The organism is Pseudooceanicola profundus, assembly GCF_054919315.1.
In genome coordinates this window covers 3,024,017-3,044,055 of the sequence record NZ_CM142898.1, presented here as the reverse complement: position 1 = coordinate 3,044,055, position 20,039 = coordinate 3,024,017, and the positions used below count along the sequence as shown (strand labels likewise).

Sequence of the window (20,039 nt, the reverse complement as noted above, 5' to 3'; positions counted from 1 at the left end):
GTCAAACAGCGGAGGCACCATGCAACCCCAGCTTCATGACCTCACGGCCCGCAGCCGCGTCCTGCACGCCGGGCGCTATCGCACCCAGCCCGCCCTGGTCCCCGACGCATGGCTCCAGCTGAAGGAGCAACAGGGCCACCCGATCACCAGCGACCGGCTCGCCCGGATGGAAGCCCGCAAGCGGCCCGATGGCGTCGTTGCCCTGCCGGCACCCCCTGCCCGCACCATGGCGATCCTGTCTCAGCTCCGCCGCAGCGCGCCCCTCTTCCCCAGCCTGCCGCCCTATGATGGCACCGGCGGTGACGCGGCATGACCGACCTCATCCGTCTCTCCGGCTTCCTCGACACGCTCAAGGCCCGGCCATTTTCCGACCACGCCGACCTCCTCATGCAGGAGGCCGTCGAGACCGGAGGGCACTTCATCCGCGCCAGCGACGATGCGCCCGGCATGTTCGCCCTCGAACTGCACGGCGTGACCGCCACGGCGCCCGTCGAGGACAAGGTCATCGCCGGCTGGCTCCGGGCCGCTGCCCTGACCCTGCGCGATGCGGAAGACCGCACTGTAAGCGATCTCGCATGGGCGCGCCTGATCGTCGGGAACGTCGAGAAGTGCGTTCCCGAGGAGGCGCTGGCCCGGGCCTGCCGGATCATCTCGACAAATACGCCGGACGCCCTTGAGCGCGACCGCGCCGATGCCCTGTTGGCCGACATCGAGAGGGCCGCATGATGCTCGCCCGCTGGTGCTTCACGACAGCGCTGATCACGGCGAGCGGCCTATCGGTGTGTCTCGCCGCGTGGTGGCTCTGATGAACTGCCCCTACTGCAAGGCCCCCGACATGATCACCGGCCAGCAGGACGCCGCGCGCACCGGCGAGGCCCGCGCCTGGGCCCGCTGCAAGGGCTGCAGCCTCCACATCGGCGGCACCACGATGTCCGAGGTTCTGACCATCGTTTCCCTGATCAACGTGGGCCTCGAAGGCCCCGTCTGCCCCGCCTGCATCGGGCACGCCTGCCCCTGATCCAAGAAAGGACCCTGCCCATGCTCGATGACGCGGCCACCGGCCCCCGCCTGCCCATGAAAGAGACCGACGCCGACCGTGAGGTGAAGGAGGCCGCGTACCGCGTCACCGCGGGCGAGCTGCGCCAGTTCTAGGAAGCGGATCACGGCGCCATTCAGCTGGTTTGCATCGTCGCCCACGATCGGGTTGGCGTCCATCAGCAGGCGCATGGCGTCGGCAAGGGCGGTCAGCGCTTCCCCGCTTCCGACGCCGCTTAATGGCGAGATGGTTTCATCGCGCGCCGCCTCGATCATGTCTGTGGTGGCGGCGCTGGCTGCGCTCGCGGCGGCGAGGAGGCTGTCTCTGTGGCTTCCCATCAGCTCATCCCCAGCGCTTCTTTGTACATCTCAAGGATCGCCTCCTCCTCGGCGATGTCGTCCTTGTCGCGCTTGCGCAGGGCGATGACCTTCCGCATCACCTTGGTGTCGTAGCCGCGGCCCTTGGCCTCGGCCATGACCTCCTTCTGCTGCTCGGCGATGTCCTTCTTCTCGGTTTCGAGCCGTTCGAAACGCTCGATGAGGCCACGCAATGAAGAACAAGCTCTCTGACCTGAACAACCACCTCTTCGCGCAGCTCGAGCGCCTGTCGAATGAAGCAGCGCCTGCGGACTTCACATTGGCGCGCCGACTGAGATCGCTGTTCTGGCCGCGCTTTCACTCATGCGCGTGGGCCTCGAAGGCCCCGCCTGCCCCGTCTGCATCGGGCACGTCTGCCCCTGATCCAAGAAAGGACCCTGCACATGCTCGATGACGCGGCCACCGGCCCCCGCCTGCCCATGAAAGAGACCGACGCCGATCGCGAGGTGAAGGACGCCGCGTACCGCGTCACCGCGAGCGAGCTGCGCCAGTTCATCGAGCGCTTCGAACAGCTCGAAACCGAGAAGAGGGACATCGCCGAGCAGCAGAAGGAGGTCATGGATGAGGCCAAAGGGCGCGGCTACGACACCAAGGTGATGCGGAAGGTCATCGCCCTGCGCAAGCGCGACAAGGACGACATCGCCGAGGAGGAGGCGATCCTCGAAATGTACAAAGAAGCGCTGGGGATGACCTGACCTCTCTTTCTGCCCCGGCGGCCCCGGGGCAGCGACAGATGACAGGAGAAGCAAGATGGCAAGAGTGAAGGTTGCGGCATATGTCGCAGGCACAAGCAGTGGCTCCGGCGTCACCATCGCCGTATCTCAGATGAAAACCGGTCAACTCATCCGGATCGGGATGTCTTCGGTCGCGCAGGAGGCCTTCTTCGGCGGCGCCCTGAAGCCGGAGAAAGATGCGATCGAGGTCATTCTCGATGACGACCCCGGCATGAGATCACTTTCTCGCCAAGAACCTGCGGGAACCGCTGGGCTACCAGGCGGTCGAGAGAGCGTTCAGATCTTGGCGGAAAGGTCTCGGAGAGCGGGCGGCCAAGTACACTCTACACGGCCTACGTAAACTGGCGATCGTCGAGTTGGCAGAGGCCGGCGCGTCAGACGCAGAGATCCAGGCAGTCACAGGCCAGAGCGCGGAGATGGTCGCCTACTACCGGAAGCGGGCGAACAAGCGCGCGCTCTCAAAAGCTGCACAGCAAAGGAGAAAGTGATGCACGAACACCGAGAGGACCTGACGTTTGAACAGGCCATCAAACTTGTATCGGAAGTCAGGAGCGCAGGCGCCGTCGGGATATCCATGTTCCATCAGCACAACTATGCCGCGATCGACGATACTGAGGGGCGCTACTGGGTTTGCTGGCACGATAAGCAAGGCCTTGCAGAAGCCAGGGCGAAACATGAAGCGCCAGAGGAACCTATGGCACCGTTCGAAATTCTGCGAACTGGCAGGAAGACGATGGTACGTGGTGCGGCGAGGCCATCTACGAGGCGGAGAGTCTGGCAGACCTGCTTCAGATCGTGAGAGAACAGAACAAAAACAAAACGTGACTGTGTGAACGCTCTGTGTGAACGGTCGAAAACCAGCGCCAGACCTGCGCACAAGGGCCACTAAGAAAAAATGATACTTTTCAATGTGGTACCCGCGGCCGGACTCGAACCGGCACGGCACTAAGGCCTAGGGATTTTAAGTCCCCTGTGTCTACCATTCCACCACGCGGGCAACCGCCGCAGACATTAGCGGCTGCGGGGGCGGTGTAAAGCAGTGGCGGGCCCTGTTGCCGCGCCGGCACGTTCCCACCGCCGGCACGGTTGCCCCGAAGGCGGCGCTTGACGCTCGCCCGCTTTGCGGGGAGCGTCAGGGCATGTTTCCATTACGTGACCATAATCCCTCGGGGCGCACGCCCTACGTGACCTACCTGCTGATGGTGGCCAACACCCTCGTCTTCGTCAGCTACCTCGCGCTCTTCACCGACGAGGCCGCGCTGATGGCCTTCTTCGACCAATGGGCGATGATCCCCGCCCGGGTGATGAGCGGCGACGGCTACCACACGCTCGTCAGCTCCATGTTCCTGCACGGCGGCTTCCTGCACCTTGCCGGCAACATGCTCTTCCTGTGGATCTTCGGCGACAACCTCGAGGACGAGATGGGCCACCTGCGCTACCTCGCCTTCTACATCGCCTGCGGGGTGGCGGCGGCGCTGGTGCAGCTGGTCTCGGCGCCCTACTCCACCGTGCCGGTGGTCGGCGCCTCGGGGGCCATCGCGGGCGTCATGGGGGCCTATCTGCTGCTCTATCCCAAGGCGCGGGTCGATATCCTCATCATCTTCATCGTCTTCTTCAAGGTCTTCCCGGTGCCGGCCTGGATCATGCTTGGGCTCTGGTTCGCGCTGCAACTCGTGAACGGGGTGGGCGCGGATGCCACCATGGGCGGCGTGGCCTACTGGGCCCATGCGGGCGGATTCGTGGTGGGGCTCCTGCTGGCACTTCCCACCTTCCGGCGCCTCGGCGCGCAGGCCTACTGGAACCGCAATCACGGCCAGCCGCCCCACCCGGCGGCGACCTACAAGCTCAGCCACACGCGGGTGCCCACGGTCCGGCGCCGCAAGTGAGGCGCAACGCAAAACGCCCGGACCACCGGCCCGGGCGTTTCTGACATCTCGAAGGGCGGCTCGAAGGGCCGCCCGGATCAGCTGTTCCGGATGGTCTTGGCGAAGTTGTTGAAGATCGCCTCGTTGCCGCAGATCAGGTCACCGGCCAGCGGGTCCTGCTCGGGGTTGATCCCCTCGACGAAGCCACCGGCCTCGCGCACGATGACGATGCCCGCGGCGATGTCCCAGGAATTCAGCCCGCGTTCCCAGTAGCCCTCGTAGCGGCCGGCAGCCACATAGGCCATGTCGAGCGCGGCAGAGCCGAAGCGGCGCACGCCGGCGCAGGCCGGCAGTACGCGGGCCAGGTCCTGCAGCGACCGCGGCAGATGCGGGCTGGTGGCGAAGGGCAGGCCCGTGGCGAAGATCGACTCGATCATCCGGCTCCGGCCCGAAACCCGCAGGCGGCTCTCGTTCATCCAGGCGCCCTCGCCCTTCTCGGCAAAGAACATCTCGTCCTTGGCGGCGTCGTAGATTGCGCCGGCGACGATCTGGCCCTTGTGCTCAAGCGCGATGGAGATCGCCCAGTGCGGCAGGCCGTGCAGGAAGTTGGTGGTGCCATCGAGCGGGTCCACGATCCAGCGCCGGGTCGGGTCCTGGCCCTCGATGGTTTCCTTGCCCTCTTCGGCGACCCAGCCATAGGTCGGACGGGCGCCCATCAGCTCCGCCTTGAGGATCTCCTGCGCCGCCACGTCGGCCCGGCTGACGAAGTCGCCCGCGCCTTTCATGGAGACCTGGAGGTTCTCCACCTCGCGGAAATCCTTGACGAGAGAGCGGCCGGCCTTGCGGGCGGCCTTGAGCATGATGTTGAGATTAGCGCTGCCGGGCATGGGAAAGGCTCCTGTATCAGGCCGCGCGTATAGACGCTGTATCCCTGCTTGCCAAGCCTTGCGCGCGCCTGTGCGGGTCCGGACGCCCCCCGCGTGGCCCGAAAGGGACGCAGCGTCACCGGCGGAGGCCCCCTGAAGCCCCCCATAAAGCTTGGCAAAACCAGTCGATGTCACGCGCCCGTCATCGGCACGTCATGGATTTTTCATTTCTTCTCGGGCCGTGTTTCGTTTAGAAATCCCGAAAAGAAGTTTCAGGAAAGCCGAAAAGATGACTCTTCCGCCGAACGTCTACGACGCCGAGCCCATCCCCGAAGCCGCCCGTGCCGAGATTGAGCGCCTGCTCCAGACCGGCGACCTCTTCCGCTACACCGCGCCCGAGGATGCGCCCGTGGCCCTGCTGGAACGCGAGTTCGCGGATATGCTGGGGTCGAAGTACGCCCTCGCCGTCAGCTCCTGCTCCGCGGCGCTCTTCCTGTCGCTTCTGGCCCTCGACCTGAAGCCCGGGGCAAAGGTCATGATCCCCGCCTTCACCTTCGCCGCCGTCCCCTCCTCCATCGTGCACGCCAACTGCGTGCCGGTGCTCTGCGAGGTAGGCGACAACTACCGCATCGACATGGCCGACTTCGAGGCCAAGCTGGACGACGTCGAGGCGGTGATCATCAGCCACATGCGCGGCCACACCTCGGACATGGACGCGATCATGGCGCTCTGTGGCGCACGTGGCATCCCGGTGATCGAGGACGCGGCCCACAGCCTCGGCACCACCTGGCACGGCAAGAACATCGGGACCATCGGCCGGATCGGCTGCTTCTCGTTCCAGTCCTACAAGCTGGTGAATTCCGGCGAGGGCGGCATCCTGATCACCGACGACGCCGAGGTGCTGGCCCGCGCCGTGATCATGTCCGGCGCCTACGAACACAACTGGCGCAAGCACAAGGGCCCGCACGGCGAGAACACCGCCGACCTCGAGGAGGCCTTTGCCAGGTGGCAGAACCGCCTGCCGCTCTACAACCTGCGCCTCTCCAACCTCGCCGCCGCCATCATCCGCCCGCAGCTGGGGGAAGTGCCCCGCCGGGCGCGCGACGGGCGCACCAACCACGACTACGTCGCCGGCCTGCTGGAAAGCTCGCCCTGGATAGAGGTGCCCGCGAAACTCGCCCCCGAGGACCGCGCCCCCGACAGCCTGCAGTTCAACCTCAAGGGCCTCGACGAGGCCCAGACCCGCGCCTTCGCCAAGGCGGCAGAGGCGCGCGGCGTGAAGGTGCAGGTCTTCGGCCTGTCCACGGACAACGCCCGTGCCTTCTGGAACTGGCAGTTCCTCGGCGACACCCCCGAACTGCCCCAGACCCGCGCCATGCTGATGAAGGCCTGCGACACCCGCCTGCCCGCCCGGCTGACCCGGCCCGAGCTCGACCTGATCGCAGGCGCCCTGATCGGCGCGGCGGAGGAGATCATGGGCGAGACGCTGGCCTACGGCACCTGAGACCGGACCTGGCGCCACAGACACGTGAGACAGAAAGGGCCCTTCCCGACCGGGAGGGGCCTTCTCATTTTCGTTTCCCAAATATCCCCGCCGGAGGCCTCCAAATCTGAGGGGGACCGCGCCCTATCGCTTCGGCAGGACCGCGCCGGGGTTCATGATCCCCATGGGATCGAAGAGGTCCTTGATCCCGCGCATCATCTGCAACTTCACCGGGTCGCCATAGCGTTCCAGGTCCCCGACCTTCAGCCGCCCCACACCGTGTTCGGCCGAGAAGGAGCCGCCCATCTCGTGCAGCACGTCATGCACGGCGGTCTGGATCTCCTCGCGCAGGTGCACGAACTCGGCCTTGGTGCGGCCCTCGGGGGCAAAGACGTTGAAATGCAGGTTGCCATCGCCCAGGTGCCCGAAGGCATTGATGCGGAAGGGCGCGATCCGGTTCACCGCCGCCTGCGCACGGGGCAGGAAGTCAGGGATCAGGTCGATCGGCAGCGAGATGTCGTTGGAGCAGATCGCCCCCACGGTGCGGTTCGCCACCGGGATATGCTCGCGCACGTTCCAGAACTCCGCCGCCTGCCCCGCGCTCTGCGCCACGAGCCCGTCGGAGACGAGCCCCGCCTCGAAGGCCTCGGCAAAGAGCCCCTCCAGAGCCTCGGACGGCACGAGGCCCCGGGCCAGCCCCACCTCGATCAGCACGCACCAGTCCGGCGGCGTGTCGAAGGGCTGGCGCACGTCGGGCAGCCCGGCTTTCATGAAGCGCAGGCCGGTGCCGTTGATCAGCTCGAAGGCCGAGATCGCCTCGCCCATGTGGTCGCGCGCCATGGAGAGCAGCTTGATCGCCGTGGCGGGGCTGTCCACGACCATGTAGGCCACGCCCTCGCCCGCCGGTTTCGGGAACAGCTTGAGCGAGGCCGCGGTGATGATCCCCAGCGTGCCCTCGGCCCCGATGAAGAGGTCGCGCAGGTCATAGCCGGTGTTGTCCTTGCGCAGTCGCGACAGCCCGTTCCAGATCCGCCCGTCCGGCAACACCACTTCCAGCCCGAGGCAGAGATCGCGCGTATTGCCGTAGCGCAGCACGTTCACCCCACCCGCGTTGGTCGAGAGATTGCCGCCGATCCGGGCCGAGCCCTTGGCCGCGATGGCCAGCGGGAAGATGCGCCCCACCGCCTCTGCCGCGGAATGGATGTCCTCGAGGATCGCGCCGGCCTCGACGATCATCACGTTCTCGTCCGCGTTCAGCAGGCGGATCGCGGTCATCCGCTCCAGCGAGACGAGGATCGCGGGCGTCTCGCCGCTGTAGGTGTGACCGCTGACCAGCCCGGTGCCGCCGCCGTGGGGGATCACCGGCACGCCATGGGCATTGGCGATCTTCAGGATCGCCGAGACCTGTTCGGCGCTCTCGGGCGAGAGGACCTGCGCCACGCCGGTGCTGTCGCCATAGCCGCGCAGGCAGGCGAGGTAGCCGGGCAGCAGCGGGCGGAACACCTTCCCGGGCAGCGCGGCGCGCAGTTGGTCGAGGACATCCGTGGCGAGAGCGGGGGCGGCGGGCTGATCGGTCATGGCCGGATCTGTAGCACCGCGCCGCCCGGGCGCCAGCGGAAAACGCTATTCCGCCTCGCGCAGGTAGGCCGGGCGCAGCACGTGCACCGTGGGCCGCGACGGCAGGTCGCGCAGCGAGATCTCCAGCGCGTTCTCGCCCTCGTCCACCACCGCGAAGACATCGGACACCCCCGCGAGGAAGTCGCTGAGCGAGCGGTCCGAGAACCAGTGCATCGGCAGCACGATGGAGGAGCGCAGCCGCTCCACCACCCGCACCATCGAGCCGGTGTCCAGCGTCAGCCCGCCATCCACCGGCACCATAAGCACGTCGAGCCGCCCGAGCGCCGCATATTGGTCGTCGTTGGGTTCGTGGTGCAGGTGGCCGAGGTGGCCGATGCAGAGCCCCTCGACCTCGAAGACGAAGATGGAATTGCCGTTCTCCTCGGCACCGTCCCAGCTGCGGATGTCGGTGGAGACATTGCGGATCAGCATCTCGCCAAGGTCGAGGTGGTGGTCGACGGCCGCGCCCCGGGTCTCGGACCAGCCGCGCAGCACATGGGGGATCGCCGGATCGGGGGCGGAGGTGAAGTGGCTGGAATGGGCGTGGTTCATGGTGACCACGTCGGGGATGAAATCGACGTTGCCGTGGTAGCCCGCGTAATCGGTGATCGCCGAGAGCCCGCCCGGGGTCTGCAGCAGGTAGGAAGAGTGGCTGACGTAGGTCAGCCGGACCGAGAACTCGGCGACCGGTTCGCGGAAGGAGGCTTTCTGAATGTACTGAAGGCCCGGCGTGGCATCGGCGATGGCGATGCAGTGTGAGGGCCGGCGCTCCTGCGCGGGCGCCGTGTCGGGGAGCAGCGCAAGCAGCGGCAGGGTGAGCAGCGCCCGGGGCGCGGCGAGGATAGGCGTCTGGGGGGCATGGAACATGGGGCGACCTCCTGCGCGAAGCCTAGCATGGGGCTTCCGGGGCACGGGTGTCGTAACGGAAGGTGCTGCGTTCACAAAGCCGTGGATGCCTTGGGTGAGGCAGGCGGGACTTGGCTTTGGTGCGGGACTGAGGAGCTGAGGCTGAGGCTGAGGCTGAGGCTGAGGCTGAGGCTGAGGCTGAGGCTGAGGCTGAGGCTGAGGCTGAGGCTGAGGCTGAGGCTGAGGAGACTATTGCCGGCTCGTCGCGAGGAGCAACGCTGCGGTTTCACGCGAAGGGCAGCGCCGTCCCGCGGGGTGGCGCTATAGCGCCGGTCGCCATTGGTCCGAGCGCCAATGGCGACGGGGGGCGGGACGGCGCTGCCCGGCCTGAGGCCGGGCGGTTTGTTTCGGTGAGGTCGAATGTTTGTGCTCAGGTAAGAAGTGCACCGCCCTTTTGGGGCCTGTTTGCGTGTGCAGTAAGGTGAGCGGTGTCGCCTTTCACTTCCGGCCGGTCGCGCAACGAGCCGTCCGCAGACCACCCGGCCTACACCGCGCCCCCAGCCCCTACCCCGCGTCGGTGCGCCCGCGCCGGTCCATCCGCAGCGCCGAGTAGAGCACGTGGGTCCGCCAGCGGCCGTTGATCTGCAGGTAGCTCTGCGCCACGCCCTCGTACTTGAACCCGCAGCTTTCCAGCAATCCGCGCGACGGCGCGTTCTCGGGCAGGCAGGCGGCTTCGATGCGGCTCAGGTCCATCCGGTGGAACGCGTGATGCACAACGGCCGAAATCGCCTCGCGCATGTAGCCGCGCCGGGCGAAGCGTTCGCCGGTCCAGTAGCCCAGCGTGCCGGTCTGGGCGGGCCCACGCCGGATATTGTCCAGCGTGATCGCCCCCAGCAGCATCTCGTCCTCGCGCCGGATCAGGAACAGCGGCAGCGCGGTGCCCTGCGCCACGGACCGCTGCGCCCAGTAGACCCGGTTCGCGAAGGCCCGGCGCGAGAGGTGATCCTCGGCCCAGCTCGGCTCCCAGGGCGAGAGGAACTCGCGGCTCTCGCGGCGCAGCTCGGTCCAGGGGCGGAAGTCGGCATGGATCGGCGGCCGAAGCGTCATCCGCTCGGTCTCGATCTTCAACTTGCGCCGTGGGACGAGCATCAGGCCGCGCGACGCTCCTGCAGGGCCTCGAGGGTCGGCGCGGCGGACACCGGACCGTAGAGCGCAAGCGCCGCCGGGCTCTGCACCGCCATCTTCTCGGCATAGCTGCGCACATCGGCCAGCGTCACGGCGTCGATCTTCTCGACCGCTTCGGTCAGCGGCGGCACACGGCCCCAGATCTGCACCATGCGGGCCAGGCGTTCGGCGCGCGAGGAACAGCCTTCAAGCCCCATCAGCAGGCCAGCCTTCATCTGGGCGCGGGCGCGGGCCAGTTCTTCCTCGGACATATCCGAGGCGGCGCGCTTCATCTCGTCCAGCGTGATCTCGGCCAGGCCCTTGAGCTGATCGCCCGAGGTGCCGGCGTAGATCGTCGTCATGCCGGTGTCGGAATAGGCCCCGGCCTGGGCGAAGATCGTGTAGCAGAGGCCGCGCTTTTCCCGGATCTCCTGGAACAGCCGCGAGGACATGCCGCCGCCAAGGGCCGAGGCATAGATCTGCGCGGTGTAACTCAGCGGATCGCGGTAATCGGGGCTTTCGAAGGCGAGCGCGAAATGCGCCTGCTCCAGCTGCTTCTCGGTCCGGGTCTCGCCGCCGTGGAAACGGGCAGGATTGGCGGCCTGCTGCGGCTGGCGCGCCATGCCGCCGAAGAGCCGCTCGGCCAGCTTGACGATCTCGTCGTGATCCACCGCCCCGCAGGCGGAGAGGATCATCTGCTCGGGCCCGTAATGCTCGGCCACAAAGCCCGCGAGGTCGGCGCGGTTGAAGGCGCGGATACGCTCCGCCGGACCGAGGATGGTGCGGCCGATGGGCTGATCCGGATAGGCCTTCTCCTGCAGCCAGTCGAAGATCACGTCATCGGGCGTGTCCAGCGCCTGCCCGATCTCGGAGAGGATCACGCCGCGCTCGCTCTCGATCTCGGCCTCGTCGAAGGTCGAGTTCTGCAGGATGTCTGCCAGCACGTCCATGGCCAGCGCCACGTCGTCCTTCAGGACGCGGGCGTAGTAGGCCGTCACCTCGCGCGAGGTATAGGCGTTGATGTAGCCGCCCACGTCCTCGATCTGTTCGGCGATCTGCAGGGCCGACCGGGTCTTGGTCCCCTTGAAGGCCATGTGTTCGAGGAAGTGGGCGATGCCGTTCTGTTCAAGCCGTTCGTTCCGGCCCCCGGCGGCAACCCAGACGCCCACGGCTGCCGATTGCAGGCCGGGCATCTGCTCCGTCACGATGCGGAAGCCGTTGGAAAGCGTATGAACCTGTGTCGTCACTTGGCGATTTTCTCACGAATGAAGGTTTCGAGGGCGGCCAGATCGTTGGGCAGCCGCGTGACCCGTTCAGACCGGTCATACAGATCCCCCATGCGCGGGGGAAGACCCGGGCGTTCGCCGGTGGCGGCCTCGACCGCGTCGGGGAACTTCGCGGGATGCGCGGTGGCCAGCGTGATCATCGGCACGGCGGCATCGCGGGTCTCTTCGGCCACCTTCACGCCGACGGCGCTGTGGGGGCACAGAAGCTCCGCATCCCTGGCAAAGACCGACTTGATCGTGGCCGAGGTTTCCTCTTCCGAGGCGCGGCCCGAGGTGAAGCTTTCGGCCAAGGCTTCACGCGCGCCCTGCGACACGGTGAAGCCCCCGGCCTTCAGCTCGTCCATCAGCTGCGACACGGCGGAACCGTCGCGCCCGTAGGCATCGAAGAGCGCACGTTCGAAGTTCGAGGACACCTGAATGTCCATCGAGGGCGAGATCGAGGGGATCACCCCATCGGGCGTGTAGGCCCCGGTGGTCAGGCAGCGGTGCAGGATGTCGTTCTGGTTGGTGGCCACCACCAGCTGCTCGATCGGCAGGCCCATCTTCTTGGCGATGTAGCCCGCGAAGATGTCCCCGAAGTTGCCGGTCGGCACGGTGAAGGAGACCTTGCGCGCAGGTGCGCCAAGGGAGACGGCGGCGGAGAAGTAATAGACGACCTGCGCCAGCACCCGCGCCCAGTTGATCGAGTTCACGCCCGCCAGACGGACTTCGTCGCGGAAGTCGAAGTCGTTGAACATGTCCTTGAGCCGCGCCTGCGCATCGTCGAAATGCCCGTCGATGGCGATGGCATGGACGTTGGCCTCGGACGGGGTGGTCATCTGGCGGCGCTGCACCTCGGACACCCGGCCGTGGGGGTAGAGGATGAAGACGTCGACATTGTCGAGCCCCTTGAAGGCCTCGATCGCGGCCGAGCCGGTATCGCCCGAGGTCGCGCCCACGATGGTCACCCGCTTGCCCGAGCGGCCGAGTGCTGCCTGGAACAGCTGGCCGATGAGCTGCATGGCGAAGTCCTTGAAGGCCAGCGTCGGCCCGTGGAACAGCTCCAGCAGGAAATGGTTCGGCGCCAGCTGGACCAGCGGCGCGCGGGCCTCGTGGCCGAAGCCGGCATAGGCCTTGGCGATGATCTCGCGGAATTCTTCGTCGGTGAAGGTGTCGCCGATGAAGGGACGCATGACGCGGAAGGCGGTTTCCTCATAGGAGAGACCGGCCAGCGCCGCGATCTCCTCGGCGCTCATCTGGGGCACGGTTTCCGGCACGTAGAGGCCGCCATCACGGGCCAGCCCGGTCAGCATCGCCTCTTCGAAGGTCAGGACGGGCGCCTGCCCACGGGTCGAGATGTATTTCACGTCGTCTCACCTTTCTTGGCCCCGGCGGATGTGCCTTTGCGGGGGTCTTCACGGGGGTCATCACGGGGTCGCAGGTTTCGGTAGATCAGAATGCCGGTCATGACCAGCCAGATCAGGGCCATGCCGAACCATTGCACGGCATAGCCGAGGTGATCGTTGGGAATGCCCGCAGAGCTGACGGGCAGCGGGCTGACACCGGCATCGTCGAAGGTCTCGTCGCGCAGGACGATCAGCAGCGGCTCGGTCCCCAGTTCGGCGGCCAGAGCCGGCAGGTCGCGGGCAAACCACAGGCCCTGATCGCGGTCGGGATCGGGGGTGTAGCCGTCCACCTCGTCCGGCCAGAGCAGGTTGCCGATCACCGTCACCTCGCGCGTCGGCGTCTCGGGCACGGGGCGGTCGACGGGCAGGAAGCCCCGGTCGATCAGCACCCGGCGGTCGCCACTCTCGAAGGGGGTGATCAGGCGGTAGCCCGCGCCCTTCTCCTTCTGGCTCACCAGCACGCGCAGGGTGGGCCCGGTCATGTGGCCCTCGGCCCAGACCGGCAGGTAGCGGTCACGCTCGGGATCGGGGATGTCGGGCAGCGGCACCGGATCGGCGCCGATGGCGGCCTCGATCTCGGAGAGCACGCTCTCCTTCCAGGCCAGCCGCTGCAGCTGCCAGACACCGAGCGATGCCAGCACGGCGGTGCCCAGAAGGCCGAAGATCAGCGGCAGAAGGATACGGCGCATTGTGCCCCCGGAAACGAAGAACGCGAACGGTTTCCCGCCCGCGTTGCTTTAGTCCGTTTGGCCGGTCCGGTTCAACCCGGACCCTGCCCCTGCGGCCTTTACTGGCCCCAGATTTACTGGCCCCAGATGTAGATCGAGAGGAACAGGAACAGCCAGACCACGTCGACGAAGTGCCAGTACCAAGCGGCGGCCTCGAAGCCGAAGTGGTTCTCGGGGGTAAAATCGCCCTTCATCACGCGCAGGAGGCAGATGAAGAGGAAGATCGTCCCGATGATCACGTGGAAGCCGTGGAAGCCGGTCGCCATGAAGAAGGAGGCGCCATAGATGTTGCCCGAGAAGCCGAAGGCCGCGTGGCTGTATTCATAGGCCTGGAAGAAGGTGAAGAGCAGGCCCAGCAGCACCGCGATGATCAGGCCGTTCTTGACGTCCTTGCGGTTGTTTTCATGCACCAGCGCATGGTGCGCCCATGTGCAGGCCGCGCCCGAGCAGAGCAGGATCAGCGTGTTGATCAGCGGCAGGTGCCAGGGGTCGAAGGTCTCGATCCCGGCGGGCGGCCAGACACCGTCCACGGCGGGCGACTGCGGGCCCATCGGGTAGAGCGCGTGCTTGAAGAAGGTCCAGAACCACGCGACGAAGAACATCACCTCGGACATGATGAAGAGGATGAAGCCGTAGCGCAGGCCGATCCGCACCACCGGGGTGTGGTCGCCCGCCTTGTTTTCTGCAATCGTCTCTGCCCACCAGCCGTACATGGTGTAGAGCACCATCAGGAGGCCGAGGATGAAGATCCAGGGGCCGCTGTCATGCATCCAGAGCGTTGCGCCAAACAGCATGACGAAGGCACCCACCGATCCCAGGAAGGGATACAGGGAGGGTTGCAGGATGTGATAATCGTGGTTCTTTTCATGCGCCATCGGTGTGTCCCTCGTTGGAGCCTTTGGTCATCAGTTGACGTCAGTCGACTTCGGTTGGTCAAGCGCCGCCTGCTCTTCGGTTGTCGGCAGGTCGGTCTCGTAGAACGTGTAGGAAAGCGTGATGACATGGACGAACTTGGCGTCCCGGTCCTCGACGATTTCCGGATCCACGTAGAAGGTGACGGGCATTTCCACCCGCTCCCCCGGTTGCAACACCTGTTCGGTGAAGCAGAAGCACTCGATCTTGGAGAAGAAGCCACCCGCCTCGTAGGGGGCGACGTTGTAGGCCGCCGTTCCCGCGATGACACGGTCCGTGGGGTTGTAGGCCTCGTAGAAGGCCAGCCCCGTCTCGCCGATCCGCATCTCCATCTGCTTCTGCATCGGCTTGAAGGACCATGGCATGTCCTTGTCGGTCGAGGCATCGAAGCGGATCTTGATGGTTTCGTCGAGGATCACGTCAGAGCCGGCTTCCGCCACGCTGGTCACCCCGCCGAAGCCGGTGACACGGCAGAACCACGAATAGAAAGGCACGGCAGCCCAGGCCATGGCACCCATGAAGATCACGGTGCCAAGGGTCAGGACGACGGTCTTCTGCGGTCCGCTCAGACGTTTCATTGTTCTCCTCCCGTTTCCGCAGGCGTGCGGAAGTCCTCTAGGGACACCTTCACCACGGTCAGTCCGAAGACCAGCGCGACGAAGATCGCCAGTACGATGCCGAGGCCGAGATTTCGGCCCCAGCGGCGTTTGTGAAGTTCATGCTCCTCCCTGAACATCTTCACCAGCCTCCCAGACCCCATGGCCGCAGGGCGGCCTCGGCGAGGATCGCGCCGAAATGGAGGAAGAGGTAAAGCAGGGAGAGCTTGAAGAAGCTCTTTTCGGACTTGTAGCCATCCGCCTCGGAGGCGGCTTCGTCGCGGCGCAGGATGTCCACCGCGCCCTTGAGGAAGAGCGCGTTCAGCACCACGGCCACGGCCAGGTAGACCGGCCCGCCCACGGAGGTGAAGCCGATGCCCACGGCCACGGCGGCCAGCAGGATGGTGTAGCCCAGGATGTGGCGGCGCGCCGAGCGGCGGCCATGGGTCACGGTCAGCATCGGAACGCCGGCCTTGTCGTAGTCCGACTTCACGAAGAGCGCGAGCGCCCAGAAGTGCGGCGGCGTCCACATGAAGGTCAGCAGGAACATCAGCACGGATTCGACGCTCACGCCCCCGGTGGCCACGGCCCAGCCGATCATCGGGGGGAAGGCCCCGGCGGCACCGCCGATGACGATGTTCTGCGGCGTCCAGCGCTTCAGCCACATCGTGTAGATGACCACATAGAAGAAGATGGTGAAGGCCAGCAGCCCCGCCGCGACCCAGTTCGCCGCCAGCCCCAGCATCACGCAGGAGAAGCCCGAGAGCGTCAGCCCTATGGCGAGCGCATCGCCCGGCGTCACCTTGCCGGCGGGGATCGGACGCTTGGCGGTCCGTTTCATCACCGCGTCGATATCGGCGTCGTACCACATGTTCAGCGCGCCCGAGGCCCCGCCGCCGATCGCGATGCAGAGCACCGCGAAGAAGGCGATGAACGGGTGCACGGGCACCGGTGCCGCCAGCAGGCCCACGGCGGCGGTGAACACGACCAGCGACATGACGCGCGGTTTCAGCAGGGCGACAAAGTCGCCGAACCGGGCTTCGCCCTCGCTGGCTTGTGGATTGATGCTGGCGTCGGTCATTTCGTCTTTCCTCGGGGGCACAGGCGCCCCCGTCTTCACGTCAGGCCCCGACGCGGCGGGGCCCGGTCACACTATGATGGGCGGGCCTGCGTCCGCCGGGACGGGCCGCAGCCCGCAGGTTCCTCAGTTCGAGGCCACCTGATAGCTGCGGGGCACGCCCGCGTATTCTTCCTTCGCGCCGGTGAGCCACTCTTCGTAGGCTTCCTCGCTGACCACCTTCACGGTGATCGGCATGTAGGCGTGGTCCTTGCCGCACAGCTCGGAGCACTGGCCGAAGTACACGCCTTCCTTCTCGGCTTGGAACCACAATTGCGCGAGGCGGCCGGGAACGGCGTCCTGCTTCACCCCGAAGGCGGGGATGGTCCAGCTGTGGATCACGTCGGCGCCGGTCACGTCCATGACGATGACCTTGCCCACGGGCACCACGACGGCGGTGTCGGTGGCGAGCAGGTATTCGTCGTCGTTGTAGCCGTACTCGGCCAGCTGTTCCTTCTGGAGCAGGAAGCTTTCGAAGCCGAAGTCATGGTCGGTGTACTCGTAGCCCCAGTACCACTGGTAGCCGGTCACCTTGATGTGGATGTCGCCCTCGGGGATTTCCTGCTGCTTGAACAGAACCGGCAGCGAGAAGGCCCCGATGAAGACGAGAATCATCACCGGGCCAAGGGTCCATGCGATTTCCAGCGGCGAGTTGTGGGTGAACTTGGCCGGGGTCGGGTTCGCCTTGCTGTTGTAGCGCACGATGACGAGGCCCAGCAGGATGCAGACGAAGATCACGATCGCGGTGATGATGTAGAGGATCATGTGATCCAGCCACTGCAGGTCGCGGGCCAGTTCTGTGGCAGCGGTCTGGAACCCCATCCCGCCGTGATGCGGCTTGCCCACGGTCTCGAGCCCATCCTGGGCGAGGGTCGGGGCGGCAAGGAAGGTTGCCATAAGCGCCGTGAGGCTGAAGATCTTACGCATGGGTCACCCTGATCGTTTGGCTTTCACTGTCATTTGTAAACGGAAGCCGGGTTTCCCCCGTCCTCCTCCCGTTGTTTGTCTGTGCTTAAGACCATATTCTCGCCTCAACGACAATCACGGCACTTGCGGCAAACAGACGCTCACTTTGACTTAGATCAAATTTCGGTGTGTTGGAAGCCGCATCAACGTCGCACCCCTAATGGAGATTTCCGCATGTCCGACACCGCCTTCCGCCCCTTCGAGACCATGCTGGACCAGGACAGCGCGCTGCGCCTGCTGCGCGAGGCCACCGCGGGGGCCGATGATGGAGAGCTGTTCCTCGAGCGGCGCCGCTCCGAGATGCTGGCCCTCGACGACGGGCGCATCCGCACCGCCTCCTATGACGCGGCCGAGGGCTTCGGCCTGCGCGCCGTGAAGGGCGAGGTCGCCGGGTACTCGCACGCGACCGAGATCAGCGAGAGCGCCCTGAAGCGCGCCGTGGCCACCGCGCGGCTGGCCGTGGGCGACGGCGGCGGCACACTGGCCGAGGGCCCCCGCCCCACCAACCGCAAGCTCTATGCCGATCTCGACCCGATCAGCGCCCAGCCCTTCCCCGTGAAGGTCGAGACCCTGCGCGAGATCGACGACTACCTCCGCGCCCTCGATCCCCGCGTGGTGCAGGTCAGCGCCTCGATCGGCGCCTCCTGCCAGGAGGTCTTCATCCTGCGCCCCGACGGCACGCTGGTGGAGGACGTGCGCCCGATGACCCGGCTCAACGTCTCGGTGATCGTCGAGGAGAACGGGCGGCGCGAAAGCGGCAGCGCGGGCGGTGGCGGGCGCGTCGGCCTCGACGGTCTGCTCGATCCCGCGGACTGGAAGGCCAAGGCCAAGGAGGCCCTGCGCATCGCCTGCGTGAACCTGACGGCAGAGGCCGCGCCCGCGGGCGTCATGGACATCGTGCTTGGCCCGGGCTGGCCCGGCATCCTGCTGCACGAGGCCGTGGGCCACGGGCTCGAGGGCGATTTCAACCGCAAGGGCACCTCGGCCTTCGCCGGGCTCATGGGCCAGCGCGTCGCCGCCCCCGGCGTCACCGTGGTGGATGACGGCACGATCCCCGACCGGCGCGGCTCGATCACCGTGGACGACGAGGGCACGCCCTCGGCCCGCAACGTGCTGATCGAGGACGGTATCCTCGTGGGCTACATGCAGGACCGCCAGAACGCCCGCCTTATGGGGGTCGAGGCGACGGGCAACGGGCGGCGCGAAAGCTATGCCCATGCGCCGATGCCCCGAATGACCAACACGATCATGGAGGGCGGCGATGCCGACCCCGAGTCGATCGTGGCCGACCTGAAGGATGGCATCCATGCGGTGGGATTCGGTGGCGGCCAGGTGGACATCACCAACGGCAAGTTCGTCTTCTCCTGCACCGAGGCCTACCGGGTGAAGAACGGCAAGCGCGTGGGCGCCGTGACCGGCGCCACGCTGATCGGCGACGGGGCGACCGCGCTGCAGCACATCCGCGCGCTCGGCAACGACATGGCGCTCGACCCGGGCATGGGCAACTGCGGCAAGCAGGGCCAGTGGGTGCCCGTGGGCGTGGGCCAGCCGACGGTGCTGATCGGCGGGCTGACCGTGGGCGGCTCCGGCAGCTGATCGGGCTGCCCCTCTGGCGGGTGGGAGAGTTGAAGACACCGTTAACCCTGCGATTCACGGATAGTTAACGGCGCCTGGGGTAGATCTGATTCCGCAAGAGGCGGAGTCATCATGGACGGGACACCACAACCTTCCACTCACCCCCCACTCCCACCCACCACGGAAGAGGACCGTCTGGCGTGGCTTCGTCTCTTGCGCTCCCGCCGGGTGGGGCCCTCCACCTTCTACAGGCTCATGGCCGAGCATGGCAGCGCTCAGGCCGCATTGGAGGCCCTGCCCGGTCTTGCAGCCAGCGCCGGAGTGCCCTCCTACCGCCCCTGCCCCGAAGGCATCGCGCGAGAGGAACTGCGCCGGGCGACAGGCGCCCGCGCCCGGATGCTGACCCCCGGTGACGCGCTCTTTCCCAGACGGCTGATGGACCTCGACGAACCGCCGCCCCTCCTGTGGATGGTCGGCGAGCCGCGGGTCCTCTCGCGCCCGATGATCGCCCTCGTGGGCGCGCGCAACGCCTCCTCTCTCGCCACCCGCATGGCCGAGAGGCTGGCCACCGACCTCGCCGCGGCGGGCTATGTCATCGTCTCCGGCCTCGCCCGCGGGGTGGACACGGCGGCGCACCGCGCCTCGCTGGCCACCGGTACCGTCGCCGTCCTGGCGGGCGGGGCCGACATCCCCTACCCGGCCGAAAATGCCGATCTCGCCGACCGACTGCTGTTGAATGGCGCACGGGTGTCGGAACGGCCCCTCGGCCACGTGGCACAGGCCCGCGACTTCCCGCGCCGCAACCGCCTGATCTCGGGCATGGCCGAGGTCGTGGTCGTGGTGGAGGCGGCGGCAAAATCCGGCAGCCTGATCACCGCGCGCAACGCCCTCGATCAGGGCCGCGAGGTCATGGCCGTACCGGGCCACCCCTTCGACGCCCGCGCCGCCGGCTGCAACCTGCTGCTGCGCGACGGCGCCCGCCTCGTGCGCAGTGCCGAGGACGTGCTGGAGGCCCTGCCGCCCCTGCCCGCCGCGCAGCGCGACCTTGCCTTGGCCCCGCCCGACACAAAGCCCACGGCGCTGGACCGCGCCCGCGACATGGCTCTCGCCCTCACCCGGGGCACACCCGTGACCCGCGCGACCCGCGACCTTCGCCCCCCTGCGCCCGCCGCCGCAGAGACAGACAGCCCGCCGGAGGACACCCCGTTGATCGAGGAGCCGCCCGAGAGCCCCGCCCCAGCAGCGGCGGCGGCCCTCGCGCAGGCCCGTCTGCACGAGGCGATCCTCGCCCGGCTCTCCTGCGCGCCCCTGCAGGAAGACCAGCTCATCCGCGACCTCGACGCCCCCGCCGCGCAGATCGCCCCTGCCCTGCTCGACCTCGAGCTTTCAGAGCGGATCGAACGCCGCCCGGGCGGCATGCTCACCCTCGTGCCGGACCCACCGGGCGGCTGACCCGTTTTCCGGCCCGGAGGTCTGGCCCGGTGCA

At 66.9% G+C, this 20,039-nt stretch carries 22 protein-coding genes and 1 tRNA gene; 9 read left to right on the top strand and 14 right to left on the bottom strand.

Annotation, left to right across the window (positions count from 1 at the left end; all coding sequences use genetic code 11):
- Positions 1-19 precede the first annotated feature (19 nt).
- The 3 genes from ACX9MO_RS14055 (at position 20) to ACX9MO_RS14045 (ending at position 1,018) form a co-directional block, all read left to right on the top strand.
- Entirely contained in the window at positions 20-313 is a 294-nt protein-coding gene (locus ACX9MO_RS14055; protein WP_462212282.1) for a hypothetical protein, read from the top strand.
- Positions 310-726 (top strand): hypothetical protein, encoded by a 417-nt coding sequence (locus ACX9MO_RS14050; protein WP_462212281.1) that lies wholly within the window; start codon positions 310-312, stop codon positions 724-726. The genes ACX9MO_RS14055 and ACX9MO_RS14050 overlap by 4 nt, the downstream gene beginning before the upstream one ends.
- Positions 727-805: 79 nt before the next feature.
- Positions 806-1,018, top strand: coding sequence for a hypothetical protein (locus ACX9MO_RS14045; protein WP_462212280.1), 213 nt, complete (start codon positions 806-808; stop codon positions 1,016-1,018).
- 355 nt (positions 1,019-1,373) lie between these two features.
- On the opposite strand, the gene ACX9MO_RS14040 is transcribed toward ACX9MO_RS14045, so the two are convergent.
- Positions 1,374-1,586 carry a DUF2312 domain-containing protein gene (locus tag ACX9MO_RS14040; protein WP_462212279.1) on the bottom strand — a complete coding sequence of 71 codons (213 nt, stop codon included), beginning with the start codon at positions 1,584-1,586 and terminating at the stop codon, positions 1,374-1,376.
- Positions 1,587-1,832: 246 nt separating this feature from the next.
- Between ACX9MO_RS14040 and ACX9MO_RS14035 the strand changes: the two genes are divergently transcribed.
- Together ACX9MO_RS14035 and ACX9MO_RS14030 are read left to right on the top strand one after the other, a co-directional pair.
- On the top strand, positions 1,833-2,108 hold the full coding sequence (locus ACX9MO_RS14035; RefSeq protein WP_462214458.1) for a DUF2312 domain-containing protein: 276 nt from the start codon (positions 1,833-1,835) through the stop codon (positions 2,106-2,108).
- Positions 2,109-2,383: 275 nt separating this feature from the next.
- Positions 2,384-2,635 carry a tyrosine-type recombinase/integrase gene (locus ACX9MO_RS14030; RefSeq protein ID WP_462214457.1) on the top strand — a complete coding sequence of 84 codons (252 nt, stop codon included), beginning with the start codon at positions 2,384-2,386 and terminating at the stop codon, positions 2,633-2,635.
- 423 nt (positions 2,636-3,058) lie between these two features.
- On the opposite strand, the gene ACX9MO_RS14025 is transcribed toward ACX9MO_RS14030, so the two are convergent.
- A tRNA-Leu gene (locus ACX9MO_RS14025) sits at positions 3,059-3,144 on the bottom strand.
- A gap of 142 nt (positions 3,145-3,286) precedes the next feature.
- Between ACX9MO_RS14025 and ACX9MO_RS14020 the strand changes: the two genes are divergently transcribed.
- Positions 3,287-4,033 carry a rhomboid family intramembrane serine protease gene (locus ACX9MO_RS14020; protein WP_462212278.1) on the top strand — a complete coding sequence of 249 codons (747 nt, stop codon included), beginning with the start codon at positions 3,287-3,289 and terminating at the stop codon, positions 4,031-4,033.
- Between the two features lie 77 nt (positions 4,034-4,110).
- On the opposite strand, the gene ACX9MO_RS14015 is transcribed toward ACX9MO_RS14020, so the two are convergent.
- Positions 4,111-4,899: an inositol monophosphatase family protein gene (locus tag ACX9MO_RS14015; protein WP_462212277.1), complete on the bottom strand. Its 789-nt coding sequence runs from the start codon at positions 4,897-4,899 to the stop codon at positions 4,111-4,113.
- Between the two features lie 268 nt (positions 4,900-5,167).
- Between ACX9MO_RS14015 and ACX9MO_RS14010 the strand changes: the two genes are divergently transcribed.
- Positions 5,168-6,382, top strand: a complete 1,215-nt coding sequence (locus ACX9MO_RS14010; RefSeq protein WP_462212276.1) for a DegT/DnrJ/EryC1/StrS family aminotransferase — start codon at positions 5,168-5,170, stop codon at positions 6,380-6,382.
- A 123-nt stretch (positions 6,383-6,505) separates the two neighbouring features.
- On the opposite strand, the gene ACX9MO_RS14005 is transcribed toward ACX9MO_RS14010, so the two are convergent.
- The 11 genes from ACX9MO_RS14005 to coxB form a co-directional block, all read right to left on the bottom strand.
- Positions 6,506-7,939 (bottom strand): FAD-binding oxidoreductase, encoded by a 1,434-nt coding sequence (locus ACX9MO_RS14005; RefSeq protein ID WP_462212275.1) that lies wholly within the window; start codon positions 7,937-7,939, stop codon positions 6,506-6,508.
- 45 nt (positions 7,940-7,984) lie between these two features.
- Positions 7,985-8,845, bottom strand: coding sequence for an MBL fold metallo-hydrolase (locus ACX9MO_RS14000; protein ID WP_462212274.1), 861 nt, complete (start codon positions 8,843-8,845; stop codon positions 7,985-7,987).
- 543 nt (positions 8,846-9,388) lie between these two features.
- Positions 9,389-9,973 (bottom strand): GNAT family N-acetyltransferase, encoded by a 585-nt coding sequence (locus tag ACX9MO_RS13995; RefSeq protein ID WP_222489317.1) that lies wholly within the window; start codon positions 9,971-9,973, stop codon positions 9,389-9,391.
- The gene (locus ACX9MO_RS13990; RefSeq protein WP_462214456.1) at positions 9,973-11,181 is read right to left on the bottom strand and encodes a M16 family metallopeptidase; all 1,209 of its coding nucleotides are present in this window, start codon (positions 11,179-11,181) and stop codon (positions 9,973-9,975) included. Before ACX9MO_RS13990 ends, ACX9MO_RS13995 begins: the two co-directional genes overlap by 1 nt.
- A 50-nt stretch (positions 11,182-11,231) precedes the next feature.
- Positions 11,232-12,620, bottom strand: coding sequence for a threonine synthase (gene thrC, locus ACX9MO_RS13985; RefSeq protein WP_462212273.1), 1,389 nt, complete (start codon positions 12,618-12,620; stop codon positions 11,232-11,234).
- The gene (locus ACX9MO_RS13980; protein ID WP_462212272.1) at positions 12,617-13,348 is read right to left on the bottom strand and encodes an SURF1 family protein; all 732 of its coding nucleotides are present in this window, start codon (positions 13,346-13,348) and stop codon (positions 12,617-12,619) included. The genes thrC and ACX9MO_RS13980 overlap by 4 nt, the downstream gene beginning before the upstream one ends.
- 113 nt (positions 13,349-13,461) lie before the next feature.
- Positions 13,462-14,262: a cytochrome c oxidase subunit 3 gene (locus tag ACX9MO_RS13975; protein WP_222489313.1), complete on the bottom strand. Its 801-nt coding sequence runs from the start codon at positions 14,260-14,262 to the stop codon at positions 13,462-13,464.
- Positions 14,263-14,292: 30 nt separating this feature from the next.
- A complete protein-coding gene (locus ACX9MO_RS13970) occupies positions 14,293-14,877 on the bottom strand; it encodes a cytochrome c oxidase assembly protein (protein WP_222489312.1) in 585 nt (194 codons plus the stop codon).
- The gene (locus tag ACX9MO_RS13965) at positions 14,874-15,035 is read right to left on the bottom strand and encodes a hypothetical protein (RefSeq protein ID WP_261397807.1); all 162 of its coding nucleotides are present in this window, start codon (positions 15,033-15,035) and stop codon (positions 14,874-14,876) included. Before ACX9MO_RS13965 ends, ACX9MO_RS13970 begins: the two co-directional genes overlap by 4 nt.
- Before the next feature lie 2 nt (positions 15,036-15,037).
- Positions 15,038-15,976: a heme o synthase gene (gene cyoE, locus ACX9MO_RS13960; protein WP_222489310.1), complete on the bottom strand. Its 939-nt coding sequence runs from the start codon at positions 15,974-15,976 to the stop codon at positions 15,038-15,040.
- 123 nt (positions 15,977-16,099) lie between these two features.
- A complete protein-coding gene (gene coxB, locus ACX9MO_RS13955; protein WP_222489309.1) occupies positions 16,100-16,939 on the bottom strand; it encodes a cytochrome c oxidase subunit II in 840 nt (279 codons plus the stop codon).
- A 213-nt stretch (positions 16,940-17,152) separates the two neighbouring features.
- Between coxB and tldD the strand changes: the two genes are divergently transcribed.
- Positions 17,153-18,574, top strand: coding sequence for a metalloprotease TldD (tldD, locus tag ACX9MO_RS13950; RefSeq protein ID WP_222489308.1), 1,422 nt, complete (start codon positions 17,153-17,155; stop codon positions 18,572-18,574).
- Positions 18,575-18,685: 111 nt separating this feature from the next.
- Positions 18,686-20,005: a DNA-processing protein DprA gene (dprA, locus tag ACX9MO_RS13945; RefSeq protein WP_462212271.1), complete on the top strand. Its 1,320-nt coding sequence runs from the start codon at positions 18,686-18,688 to the stop codon at positions 20,003-20,005.
- Positions 20,006-20,039: the final 34 nt, after the last annotated feature.

Bases quoted from the DNA above. Each gene is read 5' to 3' on its own strand.
- ACX9MO_RS14055 (WP_462212282.1), top strand. From the start codon at position 20: ATGCAACCCCAGCTTCATGACCTCACGGCCCGCAGCCGCGTCCTGCAC.
- ACX9MO_RS14050 (WP_462212281.1), top strand. From the start codon at position 310: ATGACCGACCTCATCCGTCTCTCCGGCTTCCTCGACACGCTCAAGGCC.
- ACX9MO_RS14045 (WP_462212280.1), top strand. From the start codon at position 806: ATGAACTGCCCCTACTGCAAGGCCCCCGACATGATCACCGGCCAGCAG.
- ACX9MO_RS14035 (WP_462214458.1), top strand. From the start codon at position 1,833: ATGAAAGAGACCGACGCCGATCGCGAGGTGAAGGACGCCGCGTACCGC.
- ACX9MO_RS14020 (WP_462212278.1), top strand. From the start codon at position 3,287: ATGTTTCCATTACGTGACCATAATCCCTCGGGGCGCACGCCCTACGTG.
- ACX9MO_RS14015 (WP_462212277.1), bottom strand. From the start codon at position 4,899: ATGCCCGGCAGCGCTAATCTCAACATCATGCTCAAGGCCGCCCGCAAG.
- ACX9MO_RS14010 (WP_462212276.1), top strand. From the start codon at position 5,168: ATGACTCTTCCGCCGAACGTCTACGACGCCGAGCCCATCCCCGAAGCC.
- ACX9MO_RS14005 (WP_462212275.1), bottom strand. From the start codon at position 7,939: ATGACCGATCAGCCCGCCGCCCCCGCTCTCGCCACGGATGTCCTCGAC.
- ACX9MO_RS14000 (WP_462212274.1), bottom strand. From the start codon at position 8,845: ATGTTCCATGCCCCCCAGACGCCTATCCTCGCCGCGCCCCGGGCGCTG.
- ACX9MO_RS13995 (WP_222489317.1), bottom strand. From the start codon at position 9,973: ATGCTCGTCCCACGGCGCAAGTTGAAGATCGAGACCGAGCGGATGACG.
- ACX9MO_RS13990 (WP_462214456.1), bottom strand. From the start codon at position 11,181: ATGCCCGGCCTGCAATCGGCAGCCGTGGGCGTCTGGGTTGCCGCCGGG.
- ACX9MO_RS13980 (WP_462212272.1), bottom strand. From the start codon at position 13,348: ATGCGCCGTATCCTTCTGCCGCTGATCTTCGGCCTTCTGGGCACCGCC.
- ACX9MO_RS13975 (WP_222489313.1), bottom strand. From the start codon at position 14,262: ATGGCGCATGAAAAGAACCACGATTATCACATCCTGCAACCCTCCCTG.
- ACX9MO_RS13970 (WP_222489312.1), bottom strand. From the start codon at position 14,877: ATGAAACGTCTGAGCGGACCGCAGAAGACCGTCGTCCTGACCCTTGGC.
- ACX9MO_RS13965 (WP_261397807.1), bottom strand. From the start codon at position 15,035: ATGTTCAGGGAGGAGCATGAACTTCACAAACGCCGCTGGGGCCGAAAT.
- cyoE (WP_222489310.1), bottom strand. From the start codon at position 15,976: ATGACCGACGCCAGCATCAATCCACAAGCCAGCGAGGGCGAAGCCCGG.
- coxB (WP_222489309.1), bottom strand. From the start codon at position 16,939: ATGCGTAAGATCTTCAGCCTCACGGCGCTTATGGCAACCTTCCTTGCC.
- tldD (WP_222489308.1), top strand. From the start codon at position 17,153: ATGTCCGACACCGCCTTCCGCCCCTTCGAGACCATGCTGGACCAGGAC.
- dprA (WP_462212271.1), top strand. From the start codon at position 18,686: ATGGACGGGACACCACAACCTTCCACTCACCCCCCACTCCCACCCACC.